Here is a 19209-nt window from a genome sequence, read left to right on the forward strand (position 1 = left end):
GGCCGGTACGAGGTGCGCACGAGGCCGGCGCAAGGGCGGCGTGAGAATCAGAAGGTGAGCGGGGAGCATCTTCGGGAGAAACATCGGGGGGCAGCAAATCATGACAAGTCAGGGCGTCGAATCGTCTCAAAATGGTGTCCATCATGCGAACCACCGAGGGAAGGCGACCCTTACGGACGTAGGGTTGGTCCTGGGAACGCCTTCGGGAAGGCCGCTCCCAGACAGCCGCCTCGAAGGAGGTCCAGTTAAGTGACCAGCCAGGTCAGTAGCCCAGCGGAGCAGGCCGACGAAGCCGTCGTAGGAGAACAGCGCAATCCGGCGGGGGCGAAGGACGTTCGCCGACTCGATCGGGTGATCATCCGGTTCGCGGGCGACTCCGGAGACGGAATGCAGCTCACCGGTGACCGTTTCACCTCCGAGACCGCGACCTTCGGCAACGACCTCTCCACACTGCCGAACTTCCCCGCCGAGATCCGAGCGCCCGCAGGCACCCTGCCGGGCGTTTCTTCGTTCCAGCTGCATTTCGCGGACCACGACATCCTCACCCCGGGCGACGCGCCGAACGTCCTCGTCGCCATGAACCCGGCCGCCCTGAAGGCGAACGTCGCCGACGTGCCGCGCGGCGCGGAGATCATCGTCAACACGGACGAGTTCACCAAACGGGCGATGGCGAAGGTCGGTTACGCGACGAACCCGCTGGAGGACGGCTCCCTGGACGGCTACAGCGTCCACCCGGTGCCTCTGACGACGATGACGGTCGAGGCGCTCAAGGAGTTCGAGCTGTCCCGCAAGGAGGCCGAGCGCAGCAAGAACATGTTCGCGCTGGGCCTGCTGTCCTGGATGTACCACCGGCCGACCGAGGGCACCGAGAAGTTCCTGCGGACCAAGTTCGCGAAGAAGCCCGAGATCGCGGCGGCCAACCTCGCGGCGTTCCGGGCGGGCTGGAACTTCGGCGAGACGACCGAGGACTTCGCGGTCTCCTACGAGGTCGCCCCGGCCGGGGGCGCCTTCCCGACCGGTACCTACCGCAACATCTCGGGGAACCTGGCCCTGTCGTACGGTCTGATCGCCGCCTCCGAGCAGGCGGACCTGCCGCTCTACCTCGGTTCGTACCCGATCACGCCCGCCTCCGACATCCTGCACGAACTCAGCAAGCACAAGAACTTCGGCGTGCGCACCTTCCAGGCCGAGGACGAGATCGCGGGCATCGGCGCCGCGTTGGGCGCCGCGTTCGGCGGCTCACTGGCCGTCACGACGACCTCGGGGCCGGGGGTGGCGCTGAAGTCGGAGACGATCGGGCTCGCCGTCTCCCTCGAACTGCCGCTGCTGGTCATCGACATCCAGCGCGGCGGCCCCTCCACCGGACTGCCGACCAAGACCGAGCAGGCCGACCTGATGCAGGCGATGTACGGCCGCAACGGCGAGGCGCCCGTCCCGGTCGTCGCGCCGCGCACACCCGCCGACTGCTTCGACGCGGCGCTGGAGGCGGCGCGCATCGCCCTCACCTACCGCACCCCCGTCCTGCTCCTGTCCGACGGATACCTGGCCAACGGCTCGGAACCCTGGCGCGTCCCGGACCTCGACGAACTCCCCGACCTGCGGGTGCGGTTCGCGCAGGGCCCGAACCACACGCTGGACGACGGCACCGAGGTCTTCTGGCCCTACAAGCGTGACCCGAGGACCCTGGCCCGCCCCTGGGCGGTCCCCGGCACGCCGGGCCTCGAACACCGCATCGGCGGCATCGAGAAGCAGGACGGCACGGGCAACATCTCCTACGACCCCGCCAACCACGACTTCATGGTGCGCACCCGGCAGGCCAAGATCGACGGGATCGACGTCCCGGACGTGGAGGTCGACGACCCCTCGGGCGAGGCCGACACGCTGGTGCTCGGCTGGGGTTCGACGTACGGCCCCATCACCGCGGCGGTACGACGGCTGCGGACGGCCGGGGAGGCCGTCGCGCAGGCCCATCTGCGCCACCTCAACCCCTTCCCGCACAACCTCGGCGCGGTACTGGGACATTACGACAAGGTGGTGATCCCCGAGATGAACCTCGGCCAGCTCTCCACCCTCGTCCGGGCCAGATACCTGATCGACGCGCGCTCCTACAACCAGGTCAACGGCATGCCGTTCAAGGCGGAACAGCTCGCCAAGGTGCTCAAGGAGGCCATCGATGGCTGAGACGACCACGGAAGGCGCGGACACGATCGAGGCACTCACGCTGGTGCCCAAGGCCGGGGTCAGGCAGTCCATGAAGGACTTCAAGTCCGACCAGGAAGTGCGCTGGTGCCCCGGCTGCGGGGACTACGCGGTCCTGGCCGCCGTACAGGGCTTCATGCCCGAACTCGGCCTCGCCAAGGAGAACATCGTCTTCGTCTCGGGCATCGGCTGCTCGTCCCGCTTCCCGTACTACATGAACACGTACGGCATGCACTCCATCCACGGCCGCGCGCCCGCCATCGCCACGGGACTCGCCTCCTCCCGCCGCGACCTGAGCGTGTGGGTGGTGACCGGGGACGGCGACGCGCTGTCGATCGGCGGCAACCACCTCATCCACGCGCTGCGCCGCAACGTGAACCTGAAGATCCTGCTGTTCAACAACCGGATCTACGGCCTCACCAAGGGCCAGTACTCGCCGACCTCCGAGGTCGGAAAGATCACCAAGTCGACGCCGATGGGCTCGCTCGACGCGCCCTTCAACCCGGTGTCCCTGGCCATCGGCGCGGAGGCCTCCTTCGTCGCCCGGACCGTGGACTCCGACCGCAAACACCTCACCGACGTCCTGCGGCAGGCCGCCGCGCACCCGGGCACGGCACTGGTGGAGATCTACCAGAACTGCAACATCTTCAACGACGGCGCCTTCGAGGTGCTCAAGGACAAGCAGCAGGCCGAGGAAGCGGTCATCCGCCTCGAACACGGGCAGCGGATCCGCTTCGGCGCGGACGGCGCCAAGGGTGTCGTCCGGGACGCGCTGACCGGCGACCTGAAGATCGTCGCCGTCACCCCGGAGAACGAGTCCCACATCCTGGTCCACGACGCCCACGCCCCGTCACCGACCACCGCGTTCGCGCTCTCCCGGCTCGCCGATCCGGACACCCTGCACCACACCCCGATCGGCGTCCTGCGCTCCGTGGACCGGCCGGTCTACGACACCCAGATGGCCGACCAGCTCGACGCGGCCATCGAGCAGAACGGCAAGGGCGACCTGGCCACGCTGCTCGCCGGCCAAGACACCTGGACGGTCGTCGGCTGACCGCGACCGAACGGCTCAGGAGGCCCGGGCGGCTGCCGCCCGGGCCTCGTCGTACGTGTGGCGGGCCTTCTCGACGTCGCCCATCCGATCCTTGGTCCACACGGCCAGCGCGCGCACCTGCTCGGCGGCCTCGCGGCCGAGCCCGGTGAGCGAGTAGTCGACGCGCGGCGGGATCACGGGTTTCGCGTCACGGTGCACGAGACCGTCCCGCTCCAGTGTCTGGAGGGTCTGGGTGAGCATCTTCTCGCTGACCCGGCCGATCGCCCGGCGCAGCTCGCTGAAGCGGTGGGGGCGGTCGAGGAGCTCGATCAGTACGAGCACGCCCCAGCGGCTGGTGACGTGCTCCAGGACAAGGCGGTGGGGGCACATCGCCTCGCCGGTGTCGTACTTGCCGGCCGCCGGCTCACCGGCGGCGGCCCTGCTGACTGCCCGGGTACTTACGGTCATGCCAGTACCTTACTTCAAAGTGGGTACTTTCCCAGAGTTAGCGCACCTCCTAGGGTTAGTGACAGACCACCCCACAAGGAGCTGACCCATGAGCATCGTCGTCACCGGAGCCACCGGACACCTCGGCCGCCACGTCGTCGAAGGACTGCTGGAGAAGATTCCGGCCGACCGGATCACCGCCGTCGTCCGCGACCCCGAGAAGGCCGCGGACTTCGCGGCCCGCGGCGTACGGATCGCGGTCGCGGACTACAACGAGCCCGAGACCTTCGGCACCGTCTTCTCGGCCGGCGACAGGGTGCTGCTGATCTCCGGCAACGAGTTCGACAAGGGCCGCGTGAACCAGCACCAGGTCGTCCTCGACGCCGCCAAGGCCGCCGGGGTCGCCCTCTTCGTCTACACCAGCGCCCCGGGCGGCCTGACCGCCGCCCTCGCCGACGACCACCGCGGCACCGAGCAGGCCATCGCCGACTCCGGCATCACCTACGCCCTGCTGCGCAACGGCTGGTACAACGAGAACTACACCGAGAACCTCGCCCCGGTCCTCCAGTACGGCGCCGTCACCCAGGCCGCCGGGGAGGGCAGGATCGCTCCCGCCGCCCGCGCCGACTACGCGGCCGCCGCCGTGGCCGTACTGACCGGCGAGGGCCACGAGAACAAGACCTACGAGCTGAACGGCGACACGGCCTGGGGCTTCGCCGAGTACGCCGCCGAGATCGCGAAGCAGTCCGGCAAGGAGATCGTCTACAACGCCGTCTCCGTCGAGGCCTTCACCGGCATCCTGGCCGGGGCCGGCCTGCCCGAGCCCCTCGCCGCGATCATCGCCGGCGTCGACGCGTCCATCGAGAAGGGCGAGCTCGCCGCGACCGGTGGCGACCTGTCCCGCCTGACCGGGCGACCCACCACACCGATCGCCGAGTCGATCGCGGCGGCCCTGAAGGACTGACCCCGCCCGGACACCGGCCTCTCACCCGCGCACCCTCGCCTGTCATGACCGTATGGCGATACGGACATGACAGGCGAGGGTGCGCGGCGCTACCTTCTTGGAGGCTGCACGCGCGCAGCTGTGCGAGAGGAAGGGCCGGTGGCCGTGCAGCACCAGGCGAGGAGCGCAACCGGCTCCACAAGCTCCAAGGCCGCCAGGAGCGAGCAGCGCATCGGGCTGCTCAACGGCTTCGCGGCGTACGGGATGTGGGGCCTCGTCCCCCTCTTCTGGCCGCTCCTCAAACCCGCCGGGGCCCTTGAGATCCTCGCCCACCGCATGGTGTGGTCCCTCGCCGTGGTCGGTGTCGCGCTGGTCGTGATGCGGCGCTGGGCCTGGCTCGGCGAGCTGCTGCGACAGCCGCGCAAGCTCGGCCTGATCACCGTCGCGGCGGCCGTGATCACCGTCAACTGGGGCGTCTACATATGGTCCGTGAACAGCGGTCACGTGGTGGAGGCGTCCCTCGGGTACTTCATCAACCCGCTCGTCACCATCGCCATGGGCGTTCTGCTCCTCAAGGAGCGGCTGCGCCCGGCGCAGTGGGCGGCCGTCGGTGTCGGCCTCGGCGCGGTGGTCGTCCTCACCATCGGGTACGGGCGTCCGCCGTGGATCTCGCTGACGCTCGCCTTCTCGTTCGCCACGTACGGGCTGGTCAAGAAGAAGGTCAACCTCGGCGGCATCGAGTCGCTCGCCGCCGAGACCGCGATCCAGTTCCTGCCCGCGCTCGGGTATCTGCTGTGGCTCGGGGCCAGGGGGGACGCGACCTTCGCCGCACACGGGGCGGGACATGCGACGCTGCTCGCCGCGACGGGAGTGGTGACCGCGGTGCCGCTGGTCTGCTTCGGCGCCGCCGCCATCCGGGTGCCGCTGTCCACGCTGGGGCTGCTCCAGTACCTGGCCCCCGTCTTCCAGTTCGTTCTCGGGATCCTGTACTTCCATGAGGCCATGCCGGCCGAGCGGTGGGCCGGATTCGCGCTGGTGTGGCTCGCGTTGTCCCTGCTGACGTTCGACGCCTTGCGGACGGCTCGCCGGGGGGCTCGTACGCTTCGGGGGCGGGGCGGTGCTGTCGACGCGGGTGTCGTCGAGGCCGGTGTTCTTGACGCCGGTGTCGTCGGCCCCCGGGTGGCCTCGGCCGACGCGGCTCCCGCGGACGCCAAGCCGTGACCTGACCGCCCGGGTTTTCGCCCCCGCCGCCCCTACCCGTCCCATCCCATCCCATCCCCGGGGCTCCGCCCCCAGGAACGGATGACGGGGGTCCCCCTGCTCGAGCGAAGCCGAGAGCTTGGGGAGGGTGGCGGCGGCGAGGGCGAAGAAAAGGCGGGGCGGGTCCGGCGGTTGCGTTGCCCCGCCGTGGGCCCAACCACTATGAGTGACTCCATGACGCACACCCCACCCCTGCACTGGAAACTCGTCATCGACGCGGCCGACCCCCACGCCCAGGCCGACTTCTGGGCGGCAGCCCTCGGCTACCGCCTGGAGGACAACAGCGCCCTGATCGAACGCCTGCTGGCCCTCGGCGCCGCACCTCCGGAGGCCACCGTCGAGTCGCACGGCCGCAGCGCCTGGCGCGACCTGATCGCCGTACGGCACCCGGACGACCCGTACGAGGAGGAGACCGGCATCGGGCAGGGCCGACGCCTGCTCTTCCAGCGGGTGCCGGAACTCAAGTCCGCGAAGAACCGGCTGCACCTCGACGTGCACGCGGGCCCCGGACGCCGCGCGGAGGAGGTGGTCCGCCTCCAGGAACTGGGCGCGAGCGTCCTGCGGCACGTCAGGGAGCCGGGCGGCGAGTGGGTGGTGATGGCCGACCCCGAGGGGAACGAGTTCTGCGTGCAGTGACGTACGGGCTCCGACCGGATCGGAGCGGCCGGGTCGGCCGGGTCGGCCGGACCGGTCACCGTTCACCCTGCGAAGGCCCCTGACCGGATCGCGCTCTTGACGTCACGTCAGCCACAGCTTCACCATCAGGCACCCCATTCACTGTGGGATTCCCCTGGAATCCCCATGGAATTCGGAGCCCCCCACATGAAGCTCTCCGTTCCCGGGCGCGTCACCCCGGCCGCGATCATCACGGCCGTCACGCTCCTCACGACCGGTGCGATATCCGGCGCGGCGCCCGCCCCCACCATCGCGGCCCCCACCGCCGCGGCCGCCGCTCCCGACATCCCCGTGGCCAACGTCAAGGGCCACCTCGCGCAGCTCCAGTCCATCGCCACCGCCAACGGCGGCAACCGCGCGCACGGCCGCACCGGCTACAAGGCCTCCGTCGACTACGTGAAGGCGAAGCTGGACGCGGCCGGATTCACCACGGTCCTCCAGCAGTTCACGTCCTCCGGCCGCACGGGGTACAACCTGATCGCCGACTGGCCCGGCGGCGACACCGGCCACGTCGTCATGGCCGGCTCGCATCTCGACAGCGTGACGGCCGGCCCCGGCATCAACGACAACGGCTCCGGGTCCGCCGCGGTCCTGGAGACCGCGCTCGCCGTCTCCAGAGCGCAGTACCAGCCCACCAGGCATCTGCGGTTCGCCTGGTGGGGCGCGGAGGAGCTGGGCATGGTCGGCTCCAAGTACTACGTGAACAGCCTGTCCTCGGCGAACCGGGCGAAGATCAGCGATTATCTGAACTTCGACATGATCGGCTCGCCGAACCCCGGCTACTTCGTCTACGACGACGATCCCACCATCGAGAAGACCTTCAAGGACTACTTCGCCGGCCTCGGCATCGCGACGGAGCCGGAGACCGAGGGCGACGGCCGCTCGGACCACTCACCCTTCAAGAACGTGGGCATCCCGGTCGGTGGTCTCTTCAGTGGCGCCGACTACATCAAGACGGCGGCGCAGGCGGCGAAGTGGGGCGGCACCTCGGGGCAGGCCTTCGACCGCTGCTACCACGCCTCCTGCGACACCTCGTCCAACATCAACGACACGGCGCTGAACCGGAACGCGGACGCGCTGGCGTACGCCGTGTGGGGACTCTCCTCCTAGCGGCTCTCAGGTCGCGCTCCCACCGGCACGGGCGCGGGCGCGTTCGGCGAGGCGGTTCATGCGCGTACGGGCCGATTCGAGCTGTTCGAGGTCGTCGGCGGCGGGGCCGCCGTCGGCCACGAGCCCGGCCCACACCTCGATCAGAACGCGTCCGAGGTTCATCCCCTGCGCGGGATCACGGACGGCGCGCCAGGCCGTGGCCGCGCTCTGCACATCGCCGTACGCCGCGTCCGGGTCCCGCTGCCGGCGCCGGGCCCGTGCGAGGTCGAGCGAGAGATGGAACGACCTGAGCGCGTCACCGGCCAAGTAGGCGATGTAGGCGGAGAGTTCGCCCAGTCGGAGCACCTCGGGATGGTCGGGCCCGAGCGACCGTGCCGCTTCCGCCACGGTCCGCTCGGCCATCGTCGCGGCCTCTTCGATCCGGCCCTCCTTCACGGCTTCGTTGATCCGTGTCACGGGCTCCGCGAGGAACGCGGCGCCCTCCGTCTCCACCACCGGGGTCAGCACCGACTCGGCGACCGCGTCGAAGCCCCGTGGCGGCGTGGGCTTCGGCTCCGGCTCGGGCTCCATCACGGCCATCGCCTCCGCCGCCAGCGACGGATTGCGCGCGAAGACCACTCCGGTCGCCGGGGTGGCCCGCGCGGGGGCGGGGGGCAGCGGCTCGGGGAGGGGTGGCATCTGTGGTGCCGGCCCGAACTCGCCGGTCGGGGCGACCGCGACACCGGGCGCGGCGTCCGCCACCGGTCGCTGGACCACTCGCAGGAGATGCGTCGAAGGGGCCTCGGGCCACACGGTGGGCTCCGGGAGGCGTCCGGACACGGACTCCGGCTCCGGCGCCACGTCGGAGACCGGCTCGGGCCAGACCGGAACGACCGCCTCCGCAGCCGCCTTCCCGACCGGTTCTACGACCGGCCCCCCGACCGGCCCTGCGACCGGCTCCGGACCCGGCTCGCGACCCTGATCCTGGCTCAACTCCGAGAGCGGCTCCGTGAACGACTCCGGATCCCGATCCTGGCCCAGCGCCGAGGCCCGCTCCGGGGCCCGCTCCGGGGCCCGCTCCGAGAGCCGGTCCGGGACCGCCTCGGAGTCCGGCTCCAGGAAGGCTTCCGGGACCGGCCGGGCGACGGGTTCCTCGGCCTGCTCGGCAGACAGCCGGGAGCCGGGTTGCGGAGCCGGCTCGGAAAGCGGCTCGGGAGGCGGATACGCGGCCGACCCGGGACGCGGATTCGCCGCCCGCTCGGAATCCGGTCCGGACGGTGGGTCGAATGTCGGGGCGGGCGCCCGCTCGGGCGCCGGACCCCGCACCGGCCGCGGCGCCCGCGTGCCGGTGTCCCGCCGCGCGACCGGCGCGGGAGGCGGTGACGGTGAGGCCGACAGGGCCGACGGCACGGGCGGCGGAGGCGGAGGCGGCGTCCCCACCCGCACCGGCTCCCCCGCGTAGCGGCTCGACCCGTCGCCGTACACCTGGAGCGGGACGACGAAGCCGATGCGTTCGTCGTGGACGCGGGCGAGGACGGGGTGCCCGGTGGCACGGGCGATCCGGTGGAGGTGGTCCAGGACGGCGCCCTGGACGGTCTCACCGGGCGTGACGGCCAGCGGCACGCCCTCCACGGTGGCGCCCATGGCGGACGTCGGCACATGGACCTCGAGGGCCTGCGCGGGCCCGCCCGCGTGTCCTCCCGGGACGGCCGCCGAGCGCTGCCGCTTGAGTTCCCGCTTCTGTTCGCGGCTGAGTAGAGACATTGGTTCCCTCACTCGGGGGTGATCAGAGGTGCGTGATCAAGGGAGCGTGGTCAGGGGAGCGTGGTCAGGGGAGTACGGAGCAGTGGACCGGCCGGTCCACGCGGTCGGCCCCGCGCCGGGCACTCGCCGGGCACTCGCCGGGCGGCGACACCCTCGTACGCATCCTCGACTCCCTCCTGCGGGCCGTGCCCAGGTGTCCGGCACCCGCGCCGCCGGCCGGCGCGTGGCGGTGTGCCGCAGGCCCGCCGGCATGGTGCCGGCCCAGCCTGCCCACCAGTCTCCCGGTTCGCGTCCGGTCCCCGCGTCACCGTGGCGTCACAGGCTCGTTCCAGGAACTGGGCCCCCACTGCTTAACCTGTCGGGGCGCCGTGAACCCCGGCGCCCCGACAGGTGCGCCGATGGCGAGGAGACTGGCGATGGGAATCGCGCGGCAGGGGCCGGACGGACCCGAGATCTGGATCCGCGGACCGGTGGGCGGAGCGGTGCCGCCGCGGGCGGAGCGCGGACAGGTCCGCGCGGGAACCCGACGGTTCGCGTGGGTCGCCACCCACGGCGGAGCCGGCACCTCGACCCTCGCGACGGTCTTCGGCGGCCAGGACGCGGGCCGCGACTGGCCCCGGTCCGAGCGCGACGAGTCATGGTCGGTCCTCCTCGTGGGGCGTACGCACGCGACGGGACTGGAAGCCGTCTCGTACACCCTGGACATCTTCCGCCGGGGCGAGGCGCCGCCGGGGCTGGACCTCGAAGCCGTCGTACTGGTGGCGGACGCGCCCGGCCGGCTGCCCCGCCCGCTCGCCCAGCGGGTCAAGGCGCTGGCCTCGGTGGTCGACGTCCACCAGGTGCCGTGGGTACCGGCCTGGCGGATCGGCGACCTCGGTGCCGAGCCGCCGCGCGAGAGCACCGCGCTGGCCCGGCTGACCGCGTCGGCGGTACGCCCCTGAGGACCCCCGCTCCGGCCCGCTCCGGCCACTAGGCGGTGATGTCCTTGGCCGTGAACCGTGCCCAGGCCGCCGAGCCGAACACGACCGCGTACAGGCCCTGGAGGCCGAGGTCGCGGACCAGGTCGTCCCAGTACACCGGGTCGCGCATGAGGTCGGCGAAGGACAGCCAGTAGTGCGAGAAGAAGTACGGCTGGAGGGCGTGCAGCTGGGGGATCTGGTCGAGGATCTGGATGGTGATGAGGAGCCCGACCGTCGTCGCCATCGCCGCGATGCCGCTGTTGGTCAGTGTCGAGACGAACAGACCGAGCGCGGCGACGCCGATCAGTGACGCGGCGACGACCAGCGCGATGAGGAAGGCCCGGCCGAGCCCCTCGGCCAGGCTGATCCGCGTTCCGGAGATCGTCGTCAGCTCGCCCAGCGGGAAGAGCAGCGCGCCCACCGCGAGCGCCGAGACCGCCACCACCACCGTCGCGACCAGGCAGAACGTCATCGTGGTCGCGTACTTGGTGAGCAGCAGGCGGGTCCGGCCCGCGGGGGCGACGAGAAGATAGCGCAGGGTCCCGGCGTTCGCCTCGCCCGCGATGGCGTCGCCCGCGACGACACCGATCGCCATCGGCAGGAAGAAGGGCAGCGTCGCGGCGAGCGCCGTGAACACCAGGAACAGGCCGTTGTTGGTGACCTGCGCGATGAACGCCGGTCCTCCTCCGCCGCCTCCGCCGCCCGGCGACGAGCCGTCCCGCGTCTCGATCTTGATGGCGACACCGATGAGGACCGGTACGGCCGCGAGGACGCCCAGCAGCGCGATCGTCCGCCAGCGCCGGAAGGTCGTGACGAGCTCGCTGCGCAGCAGCCCGAACGTCCACAGTGCGCGGGGCGTCCGCACGGCCGGGCTCCCGCTCCCCGGGGTCCCGTTCCCCGAGGTCCCGTTCCCCAGGGCCCGCGCCCCGCCCGGCACGATCCGCGCCGGGTTCTGCGCGGCCGACGGCCCGACCTGCGTGCCCGACGCCCCGACCTGCGTGCCCGACGCCCCGTCCCGCTGGGCCGACCCCCCGCCTTGCCCGGCAGGCACCCCGTTCCGCCCGGCAGGCACCCTGTTCCGCCCGCCCGGCACGTCAGCCCGCGACATCGAATCCCTCCCCCGTCAGCGCCAGGAACGCGTCCTCCAGCGAGGCCCGTTCCACCCCGAAGCCGCGCACCCGGACACCCGCCGCGACCAGCGCGGCGTTCAGTTCGGCGAGTTCGCGGTCCCGGTCCGGCGGCTCGGCCGTCACCCCCGTCTCGGTCACGACCACGTCCCCCACCCCCTGTTCCTTCAGGACGCGCGCCGCGTCCCCGGGGTCGGGCGTGGTCACCACGAGGCGGCCCCGCGCGCCCGCCGCGAGATCGGCCACCGCGCCCTGCGTGATCAGTCTCCCCTGCGCCATCACGGCCGCATGAGTGCACACCTGTTCGATCTCGTCGAGCAGGTGCGAGGAGAGGAAGACGGTCGTGCCGTCCGAGGCCAGTTCCCTCACCAGGGAGCGGATCTCCCGCATGCCCTGCGGGTCGAGGCCGTTGGTCGGCTCGTCCAGGACCAGCAGCCGGCGGGGCTGGAGGAGCGCCGCCGCGAGCCCGAGCCGCTGCTTCATGCCGAGGGAGTACGCCTTGGCCTTCTTGCCCGCGGCGGCGGTGAGTCCGACCCGGTCGAGGGCGTACGCCACCCGCGCGCGCCGGGTGCGCGGGTCGGCGGTCGGGTCGGCGGCGTCGTACCGCTGGAGGTTGTCGCGGCCGGAGAGGAAGCCGTACAGCGCGGGGCCCTCGATGAGGGCGCCCACCTCCGGGAGCACGGCGCGGGCGGCGCGGGGCATCGGTCTGCCCAGTACCCGTGCCGTGCCCGAGGTCGGCTCGATCAGGCCCATCAGCATGCGGATGGTGGTGGTCTTGCCCGAACCGTTCGGCCCGAGGAAGCCGAAGACGCTGCCCGCCGGGACGGCCAGGTCGAGGCCGTCGACGGCGAGCTGTCCGCCGCGGTAGCGCTTGGTGAGCGCGCGGGTGGCGATCACCGTCTCGGCCATGTCCGGTTCCGCGGCGGACAGTTCCTCCATGGGCTCCCTCGTCTCGAGCTTCGCGGACGTGTCTACTGGGCGGCGTCGGCCGCCTTCACCAGCGCGGACTTGGTGACGGCGCCCGCGTACACCTTGCCGTCGTCCGTGATCAGCGCGTTGATCAGGCGGGTCGAGAAGACCGTGCCCGAGCCGAACTTGCCGGAGACGTGGTCGCCGAGCGAGTCCAGGAACCCGGAGAAGGGGCTGTTGCCGGACGCGGAGCCCGAGGGCACGCCCTGGCCGCCCGTGTCGAACTCGACGATCGAGCTCCAGCCCTCACCGATGACCTTCCGGCCGCCGAGTCCCTTGCCGAGGTCCTCACCGGGCTTCGGGGAGGCCTCGGGGAGCTTGCCGTGCCTGCCCTCGTCCTTGTTGGCGCCCTTGTCGCCCTTGCCGTTCCCGTCCGCGTGCTTGCCGAGCTCCTTGCCCAGGTCGTCGCCCTCGGTGACCTTCGCGCCCTTCGGCGGGGTGAAGTCGAAGGTCGAGGCGGCGGGCCTGGAGAAGTCGACCTTGGTGAAGCCCGCGTCCACGACGGCCGCGCCGCCGCTCGTCGGCGTCAGCGTGAACTTCAGCGGCACCCCGGTCTTCGCGTCCACCGCGACACTGATCGCGCCGACCGTGGAGCCGGACTGCCTGGGCTTGATGAGCAGCTTGTAGGCATCCCGGCCCGCGACCTGCGCCGTGCCGTCCACGGTCACGGAGGTCGTGTCGCCCACGGACTTCAGGGCCTCGTCGGCGAGTTCCTTGGGCGTGCTCGGGACGCCCTCGGGCGCCGCCCCGCGCCGCTCGTCGGACGCGGGCGCCTTCGAGTGGTAGACCTCGTTCGACTTGCTGTCGTACGCCCATACGTCGCCGCCGTTGCGGATGACGCTGTACTCGGCTGCGCTCTCCAGCAGGGAGACCTTGCCCTTGTCCGGGCCGTCGGCCGCGACGCGCAGCGTGTGCGTGCCCGAGGCCAGCTCCATGAGTTTGGACTGCGGGTCGGCGGAAGAGCCGCCGTCGCCCTGGGCGGCGCCGGACATCAGGCCGTTCTCCAGACCACCCAGGTCGGGCAGCCCGAGGTCGGTGCTGATCTTGACCGTGCCGGAGAGCTGCTGGACGTCGGACTTGGCGATCTTCTCGACGAGCTGCTGCGCGGTGATCTTCGGCAGGCTGGGGTCGCCGGAGTCGGCGAGCGCCGGGACGAGCCCGATGGTCACCGCCGCCACTCCCACCACCGCGACCGGGACGACGTACCGCGCGGCCTTGCGGCGGCCGGCGCGCATCTCGTCGGCCTCGTCGCGCAGCCCTTCCGCCCCGGCGGTCCTGTCGGATTCGTTCGGTGCCATGTGTGCCTTACCTCCGTCGTCGGCGGCGGCCTGCCATCCTGCGCTTCCCCACCCCTATAGCCGCCATTCTCACCCGAACCGGTGAGGAGTGGTGCTCTCCATATGACCAAATCGGGCGGAGAGATGCGTCAGACCCCGGACGCAACTCCACGTACTCCTTCGGTATGACACGAGGGGGCGGTGGCTCCCGCGACCCGTAGGGGTCGCCGGAGGCACAGCCTCACCGGGCCGGGCCGGTGCCGTACGAACGCGGGGTCCGCCTGGGGAGGGGGCGCCGGGGGACTCGGGGGCGGGGGACACGGGGGACGCCGACGATCACACATCCGTATGGACCGATCCCGATCCTGGACCACATCCCAACATGTGACGCACGTCACATCAGCACGCACCGGTCGGCCGGTCACCGGGAACGACACCCCGCGGGCACCGCGCCGGGCGCCCCGGCACCGGCGTGGACGAAGGCGTCAGCCCGCCCGGTGCACCACGGCGTCCACGAGCTCCACCAACGCCGCCTTCGCGTCGCACTCCGGCAACGGAGCCACCGCGGCCCGGGCCTCCTCCGCGTACCGCACGGTGTCCCTGCGCGCCTGCTCCAGCGCCGGGTGCGCCCGCAGCCGGGCCAGTGCCTCGGCGTGCCGGTCGTCGTCCGTGAGGTCGGAGTCCAGCAGCTCGCACAGCGCGACGTCCTCTGCGAGACCGAGCCGCTCCGCCCGCTCGCGCAACCGCAGCACCGGCAGCGTGGGAATGCCCTCGCGCAGATCCGTCCCGGGCGTCTTTCCCGACTCGTGCGAGTCGGACGCGATGTCCAGGACATCGTCCGCGAGCTGGAAGGCCACGCCCAGCCGCTCCCCGTACTGCGTCAGCACGTCCACGACCGCCTCGTCGGCCCCGGACATCATCGCGCCGAACCGGCACGCCACGGCGACCAGCGAACCGGTCTTGCCGCTCAGCACGTCGAGGTAGTGCTCGACCGGGTCCCGCCCGTCGCGCGGCCCCGCCGTCTCCAGGATCTGCCCGGTGACCAGCCGTTCGAACGCCTCGGCCTGGACGCGGACGGCCTCGGGCCCGAGGTCGGCCAGGGTGTGCGACGCGCGCGCGAAGAGAAAATCACCGGTGAGGACCGCGACCGAGTTGCCCCAGCGGGTGTTCGCGCTGGGCACTCCGCGCCGCGCGTCGGCCTCGTCCATCACGTCGTCGTGGTACAGCGTGGCGAGATGGGTCAGCTCGACGACCACGGCCGAGGGCACGACACCCGGCGCGTAGGGGTCACCGAACTGCGCCGCGAGCATCACGAGCAGCGGACGGAACCGCTTCCCGCCGGCCCGCAGGAGGTGTTGCGCGGCTTCCGTGATGAAGGGGACCTCGCTCTTGGTGACTTCGAGCAGGCCCTCCTCGACAGCCGCCAATCCGGCCTGGACATCGGCTTCGAGAGCCTGGTCCCGCACGCTCAGCCCGAACGGCCCGACGACGGTCACGAGAGGTTCTCCTGTCTGCTGACGATCACATGGCGAACTCGGTCGATCATTCGGTCGATGACACGGTTTGTCGATGTGTCGCTGCCATCACTCAAGTCAGCGTATCCGGTCACGTTTCGATCACCACGAGCGCCCACCGTCCCCACTGTCGACTTCCTCCCGACTTCCCTCTCACCCGGCGTCCGATGTCTCCGGAGGGGCAGGCGGTCCCACGTCCGGGCGACGGCCCCTCGCGAACGGTATGTTCGTGAGAGGCCGTTATGACAGCAAATACACCGAATCGCCCCCGCTCATCGAGAACACCGAGAACACCGAGAAGAGCATGCACATCCGTACGGTCTTCCCCTACGAGACGACTCACGAGGACCTCTGGATCCCCCTGGCGGACGGCACCCGCCTGTACGCACGCATGTGGCGCCCGTTGACCGAGGAGCCCGTCCCCGCCCTTCTCGAATACCTCCCGGACCGCCTCCGCGACTCGACCGCGCCGCGCGACGCGCAGCGCCACCCCTGGTACGCGGGCCACGGCTACACCTCCGTCCGGGTGGACGCCCGCGGTCACGGCAACTCGGAGGGCGTGCCGGCGACCGCGGAACCCTCCGATACCGCCGAGACCACCGACGGCGTGGAGGTGATCCACTGGCTGGCCGCACAGCCCTGGTGCAGCGGCCGGGTCGGCATGTTCGGTCTCTCCCGGGGAGGCACCATCTCCCTGCGGATCGCGGCCCGCGCACCCGGACCGCTGAAGGCGGTCGTCGTGGTCTGCTCGGCCGACGACGGCACTGCCGACCACCGATTCGCCCACCGCACCGACCGCGGGTTCGGCCGCGAGGGAGGTTCCGTCCTCACCGCCGGCGCGCACGCCCGCGCGGCCGCGGCGCTCGCCCATGTCGCCCGCCCACCGGACCCCGCGCACGTCGGTCAGGTGATGTGGCGTGACATGTGGGTGGCGCGCCTGGAGACGGTGGACCCGGGCATCCGTACGTGGCCGACACACCCGGCCCGGGACGTGAACGGGGGCGCCGGGGGCCTCGACGAGGACAGCTCCGCGATCCGTGCGGCCGTCCTGGCGGTGGGCGGTTGGCACGACCCGTACCGCGACTCGGTGCTGCGCCTGGTCCGGAGCCTCCCGCCGGATCGCGTACGCGGTCTGATCGGTCCCTGGTCGCACGGGTACCCCGACCAGGACCGCCGGCCGGGCCCGGCGATCGGCTTCCTCCAGGAGACGCTGCGCTGGTGGGACCACTGGCTCGAGCCGCACGGCAGGCGCACGCCGGCCGCCCCGGGCGCGAGGACACCGGCCGGCACCGACGGCCGCCCGGTGATGGCGGAGCCCCTTCTGCGCTCCTACGTCATGGACGCGCACCCTCCGGCGACGGCCTACGCCTCGCTGCCCGGCCGCTGGGTCGGCGACACCGCCTGGCCCTCTCCCCTGGTCACCGTCATCGCGTACGCGCTCCGGGGTGCGCCGGTGCTCGTGCGCTCCCCTCAGCACACCGGCGTGGACGCGGGGCGCTTCCGCCCGGTCGGAGGCGACGCGGACCTGCCCCCGGACCAGCGGGAGGAGGACGCGAGATCCGTCTGCTTCGAGTTCGAGGTGCCGGGAGAGACCTGGATTCTGGGGTGCCCCAGCGTGCGCCTGCGTCTGACCTCCCACTCGGCCCGGGGCCAGGTGATCGCCCGGGTCTGCGACGTGGCTCCCGACGGCGCCTCGACCCTGGTCACCCGGGGTGCCATGAACCTCTCAGCGCGCTACGGCCGCGATCGGGCCGTCCTCTGGAAACCGGGCGCCACGGAGGACGTACGTTTCGAGCTGGACGCCATCGGATACGCCGTCCCGCCCGGCCATCGCATCCGCCTCTCCCTCTCCTCCGCGTACTGGCCGTGGATCTGGCCCGAGCCCGGCTCGGAGGCCGGGTTCACCCTGGATCCGTCGGCCAGTTCTCTCGAACTCCCGGTAAGGGCACGCGAGTCGGACCCCACGATCACCTTCGCCGAGCCGGAGCACTCGGTACCGCTCGGGGTGGCGTCCGCGGCCACCCTCGACGAACCCCGCCCGGAACGCCGGGTCGTGCACGACGTGGCGAAGGACGAGTGGCGCCTCGAAGCCGTCCCCCGCGACGGCGGCACCCTCGTCCATCCGGACGGCCTCGAACACGCGGAGGAGGCGCTGGAGACGTACCGCGTCCGTGAGGCCGACCCCCTGAGCGCCCGCGCCCACTCCTCCTGGTCGATCCGCCTGCGCCGCGCGGAACCGGCCTGGGACGCGCGCGTCGAGGTCCGCTCCGAAGTCGTCTGCGACACACGCGACTTCATCACCTCCAGTGAGCTGGTCTGCGAGGACGGCGACGAGGTGGTCTTCCACCGGACGTGGGAGCGCAGGATCCCGCGCACGGCGGGCCGAAGCCCCGGCGACGGTCTCGGCGACCCCGCGGAGCAGGACGCGGACCGCTGAATCCCTGACGGACCCCGGCAACGGAGGCCCGCCGGCTTTCACGGACGGACCAGGAGACGGTCACGCGCTTCGCGGCGCACCGGCGGATCCGGTGTCCGGGACCAACAGGTCATTCAGGGGAGGGGAGTTCAGCTCCTCGCCCCGCCGTGACATGCCAGGCGCTTCCCGAACTCGGTTCAGGTGAACCCCACTTCGGGGCCGACGAGGACCGGCTCCCCCGCGGCGACCCGGGCAACGGGCTGCCCGCGGGGCGGGTTCACCCGCCCCCGAACAGGGGTTCATCGACCTCTTACCCGCGCCTTATATGCCCGACTTGCCGCCATTGCCGCTTTATTCCTGGCCGATCGAGTGAGTTGGGTCACGCGCGAAGATCACCCATCCCGCGACCCCGCTCGGCGACTACCCGTTTGCATAAGCCAAGTTGAGTGAAAGATTCCGGATTAATCGGGCAATTCATCCGCCCTTATGTCCTGGTGAAAACGATCTACACCGCGACATCAAGGCTTGTTTCGGACATGTGCTCTCGCATACCTTCACGTCACTCCGGACGGACCGCCAAATCCTGCCACCGACCGGAAACCACACCCGACCACACACGCACGGCAGGAGCGGGGGACCCAGGTAAGTCGCCGAACCGAAGTCCGGAACGGCTAGGGGTGAAGTCGCACTCACCGTGCGGCCGGGCAGCTCCCGCCCGAACCCGACAGCTCACCTCGCAGGCGCCGGAGAGGAACTCGTCATGGCCGCAGCAGGCAGACACTGCCACCCGAAGTCCCGCAGCACCCTCGTCCGCGGCATCCTGGCTGCGGGCACGGGCGCGGCGGTACTCGCCCTCCCGATCCTGGGCGCGACCTGCGCCCAGGCCGCCACGGGGGCCTCCGACGTCCAGCTGGTCACCTACAAGGTGGTCGCGGGCGACACCCTGGTCAAGATCGCGCAGAAGTACCCCTCCACCGGCGGCTGGAAGAAGCTGTACGAGGCCAACAGCGCGGTCATCGGTTCCGACCCGTCGGCACTCCGCACGGGCCTCACCCTGACGGTCGGCACGAAAACCGTGCAGAACGCCACAAAGTCGACAAACGTCACGGCCGCGGTCGCGAAGACCACGAAGTCCAAGACCACGGCAGTCACCGCGGCCACCGCCGCCGTGAAGACGTACACGAACGACCTCGACGGCTGGATCAAGCAGTCGCTGGACATCATGGCCAAGGCCGGAATCCCGGGCAGCTACGACGGCATCCACCGCAACGTCATGCGGGAGTCCTCCGGCAACCCCAAGGCCATCAACAACTGGGACTCCAACGCCGCGGCCGGTATCCCCTCCAAGGGCCTGCTCCAGGTCATCGACCCGACGTTCAAGGCCTACCACGTGCCCGGCACGTCCATGGACCCCTACGACCCGGTCGCGAACATCACCGCCGCCTGCAACTACGCCGCGGCGAAGTACGGCTCGATCGACAACGTCAACGGCGCCTACTGACAGGTCGCCACGAGACCGGGGGCGCCGGACCAAAGC

The 19209-nt window shown here is 71.3% G+C and carries 15 protein-coding genes and 1 riboswitch; of the genes, 9 read left to right on the top strand and 6 right to left on the bottom strand.

Annotated elements, in window-relative coordinates:
- Positions 1-249 precede the first annotated feature (249 nt).
- Entirely contained in the window at positions 250-2181 is a 1932-nt protein-coding gene (locus GFH48_RS17510) for a 2-oxoacid:acceptor oxidoreductase subunit alpha (RefSeq protein ID WP_153289164.1), read from the top strand.
- Entirely contained in the window at positions 2174-3253 is a 1080-nt protein-coding gene (locus GFH48_RS17515; protein ID WP_153289165.1) for a 2-oxoacid:ferredoxin oxidoreductase subunit beta, read from the top strand. The genes GFH48_RS17510 and GFH48_RS17515 overlap by 8 nt, the downstream gene beginning before the upstream one ends.
- Positions 3254-3268: 15 nt before the next feature.
- On the opposite strand, the gene GFH48_RS17520 is transcribed toward GFH48_RS17515, so the two are convergent.
- Positions 3269-3622, bottom strand: a complete 354-nt coding sequence (locus tag GFH48_RS17520) for a winged helix-turn-helix transcriptional regulator (RefSeq protein WP_228121346.1) — start codon at positions 3620-3622, stop codon at positions 3269-3271.
- A 166-nt stretch (positions 3623-3788) separates the two neighbouring features.
- Between GFH48_RS17520 and GFH48_RS17525 the strand changes: the two genes are divergently transcribed.
- The 4 genes from GFH48_RS17525 to GFH48_RS17540 all read left to right on the top strand — a co-directional run bounded on the left by GFH48_RS17525 (position 3789) and on the right by GFH48_RS17540 (position 7667).
- On the top strand, positions 3789-4643 hold the full coding sequence (locus tag GFH48_RS17525) for an SDR family oxidoreductase (RefSeq protein ID WP_153289167.1): 855 nt from the start codon (positions 3789-3791) through the stop codon (positions 4641-4643).
- Between the two features lie 243 nt (positions 4644-4886).
- Positions 4887-5843 carry an EamA family transporter RarD gene (rarD, locus tag GFH48_RS17530; protein WP_407698715.1) on the top strand — a complete coding sequence of 319 codons (957 nt, stop codon included), beginning with the start codon at positions 4887-4889 and terminating at the stop codon, positions 5841-5843.
- A gap of 213 nt (positions 5844-6056) precedes the next feature.
- Positions 6057-6518 carry a VOC family protein gene (locus tag GFH48_RS17535; protein ID WP_153289169.1) on the top strand — a complete coding sequence of 154 codons (462 nt, stop codon included), beginning with the start codon at positions 6057-6059 and terminating at the stop codon, positions 6516-6518.
- A 186-nt stretch (positions 6519-6704) separates the two neighbouring features.
- On the top strand, positions 6705-7667 hold the full coding sequence (locus GFH48_RS17540) for a M28 family metallopeptidase (protein WP_153292962.1): 963 nt from the start codon (positions 6705-6707) through the stop codon (positions 7665-7667).
- Positions 7668-7673: 6 nt separating this feature from the next.
- On the opposite strand, the gene GFH48_RS17545 is transcribed toward GFH48_RS17540, so the two are convergent.
- Positions 7674-9410 (bottom strand): tetratricopeptide repeat protein, encoded by a 1737-nt coding sequence (locus GFH48_RS17545; protein ID WP_153289170.1) that lies wholly within the window; start codon positions 9408-9410, stop codon positions 7674-7676.
- A 416-nt stretch (positions 9411-9826) separates the two neighbouring features.
- Here GFH48_RS17545 and GFH48_RS17550 point away from each other — a divergent pair, with 416 nt between their 5' ends.
- Complete coding sequence (locus tag GFH48_RS17550) at positions 9827-10351, top strand: DUF6668 family protein (protein ID WP_194280606.1); 525 nt, start codon at positions 9827-9829, stop codon at positions 10349-10351.
- 28 nt (positions 10352-10379) lie between these two features.
- Here GFH48_RS17550 and GFH48_RS17555 read toward each other — a convergent pair whose 3' ends face one another.
- The 4 genes from GFH48_RS17555 to GFH48_RS17570 form a co-directional block, all read right to left on the bottom strand.
- Entirely contained in the window at positions 10380-11234 is an 855-nt protein-coding gene (locus GFH48_RS17555; RefSeq protein ID WP_153289172.1) for an ABC transporter permease, read from the bottom strand.
- 229 nt (positions 11235-11463) lie between these two features.
- Positions 11464-12435: an ABC transporter ATP-binding protein gene (locus GFH48_RS17560; protein ID WP_153289173.1), complete on the bottom strand. Its 972-nt coding sequence runs from the start codon at positions 12433-12435 to the stop codon at positions 11464-11466.
- Positions 12436-12467: 32 nt separating this feature from the next.
- Positions 12468-13763 carry a LolA family protein gene (locus tag GFH48_RS17565; RefSeq protein ID WP_153289174.1) on the bottom strand — a complete coding sequence of 432 codons (1296 nt, stop codon included), beginning with the start codon at positions 13761-13763 and terminating at the stop codon, positions 12468-12470.
- A gap of 464 nt (positions 13764-14227) precedes the next feature.
- On the bottom strand, positions 14228-15238 hold the full coding sequence (locus GFH48_RS17570; RefSeq protein WP_153289175.1) for a polyprenyl synthetase family protein: 1011 nt from the start codon (positions 15236-15238) through the stop codon (positions 14228-14230).
- A gap of 322 nt (positions 15239-15560) precedes the next feature.
- On the opposite strand from GFH48_RS17570, the gene GFH48_RS17575 reads away from it, so the two are divergent.
- Together GFH48_RS17575 and GFH48_RS17580 are read left to right on the top strand one after the other, a co-directional pair.
- Positions 15561-17693 carry a CocE/NonD family hydrolase gene (locus tag GFH48_RS17575; protein WP_153292963.1) on the top strand — a complete coding sequence of 711 codons (2133 nt, stop codon included), beginning with the start codon at positions 15561-15563 and terminating at the stop codon, positions 17691-17693.
- A 576-nt stretch (positions 17694-18269) separates the two neighbouring features.
- Positions 18270-18428: riboswitch (cyclic di-AMP (ydaO/yuaA leader) on the top strand.
- A 4-nt stretch (positions 18429-18432) separates the two neighbouring features.
- The gene (locus GFH48_RS17580) at positions 18433-19173 is read left to right on the top strand and encodes a transglycosylase SLT domain-containing protein (RefSeq protein ID WP_153289176.1); all 741 of its coding nucleotides are present in this window, start codon (positions 18433-18435) and stop codon (positions 19171-19173) included.
- Positions 19174-19209 lie beyond the last annotated feature (36 nt).

This window comes from Streptomyces fagopyri (assembly GCF_009498275.1).
In the GTDB taxonomy this organism is placed as follows: domain Bacteria; phylum Actinomycetota; class Actinomycetes; order Streptomycetales; family Streptomycetaceae; genus Streptomyces; species Streptomyces fagopyri.

Excerpts from the sequence above, each read along its gene's own strand:
- GFH48_RS17525 (WP_153289167.1), top strand. The coding sequence starts at position 3,789 with ATGAGCATCGTCGTCACCGGAGCCACCGGACACCTCGGCCGCCACGTC.
- GFH48_RS17560 (WP_153289173.1), bottom strand. The coding sequence starts at position 12,435 with ATGGAGGAACTGTCCGCCGCGGAACCGGACATGGCCGAGACGGTGATC.
- GFH48_RS17520 (WP_228121346.1), bottom strand. The coding sequence starts at position 3,622 with ATGTGCCCCCACCGCCTTGTCCTGGAGCACGTCACCAGCCGCTGGGGC.
- GFH48_RS17575 (WP_153292963.1), top strand. The coding sequence starts at position 15,561 with ATGCACATCCGTACGGTCTTCCCCTACGAGACGACTCACGAGGACCTC.
- GFH48_RS17540 (WP_153292962.1), top strand. The coding sequence starts at position 6,705 with ATGAAGCTCTCCGTTCCCGGGCGCGTCACCCCGGCCGCGATCATCACG.
- rarD (WP_407698715.1), top strand. The coding sequence starts at position 4,887 with ATGTGGGGCCTCGTCCCCCTCTTCTGGCCGCTCCTCAAACCCGCCGGG.
- GFH48_RS17545 (WP_153289170.1), bottom strand. The coding sequence starts at position 9,410 with ATGTCTCTACTCAGCCGCGAACAGAAGCGGGAACTCAAGCGGCAGCGC.
- GFH48_RS17580 (WP_153289176.1), top strand. The coding sequence starts at position 18,433 with ATGGCCGCAGCAGGCAGACACTGCCACCCGAAGTCCCGCAGCACCCTC.
- GFH48_RS17515 (WP_153289165.1), top strand. The coding sequence starts at position 2,174 with ATGGCTGAGACGACCACGGAAGGCGCGGACACGATCGAGGCACTCACG.
- GFH48_RS17550 (WP_194280606.1), top strand. The coding sequence starts at position 9,827 with ATGGGAATCGCGCGGCAGGGGCCGGACGGACCCGAGATCTGGATCCGC.
- GFH48_RS17535 (WP_153289169.1), top strand. The coding sequence starts at position 6,057 with ATGACGCACACCCCACCCCTGCACTGGAAACTCGTCATCGACGCGGCC.
- GFH48_RS17565 (WP_153289174.1), bottom strand. The coding sequence starts at position 13,763 with ATGGCACCGAACGAATCCGACAGGACCGCCGGGGCGGAAGGGCTGCGC.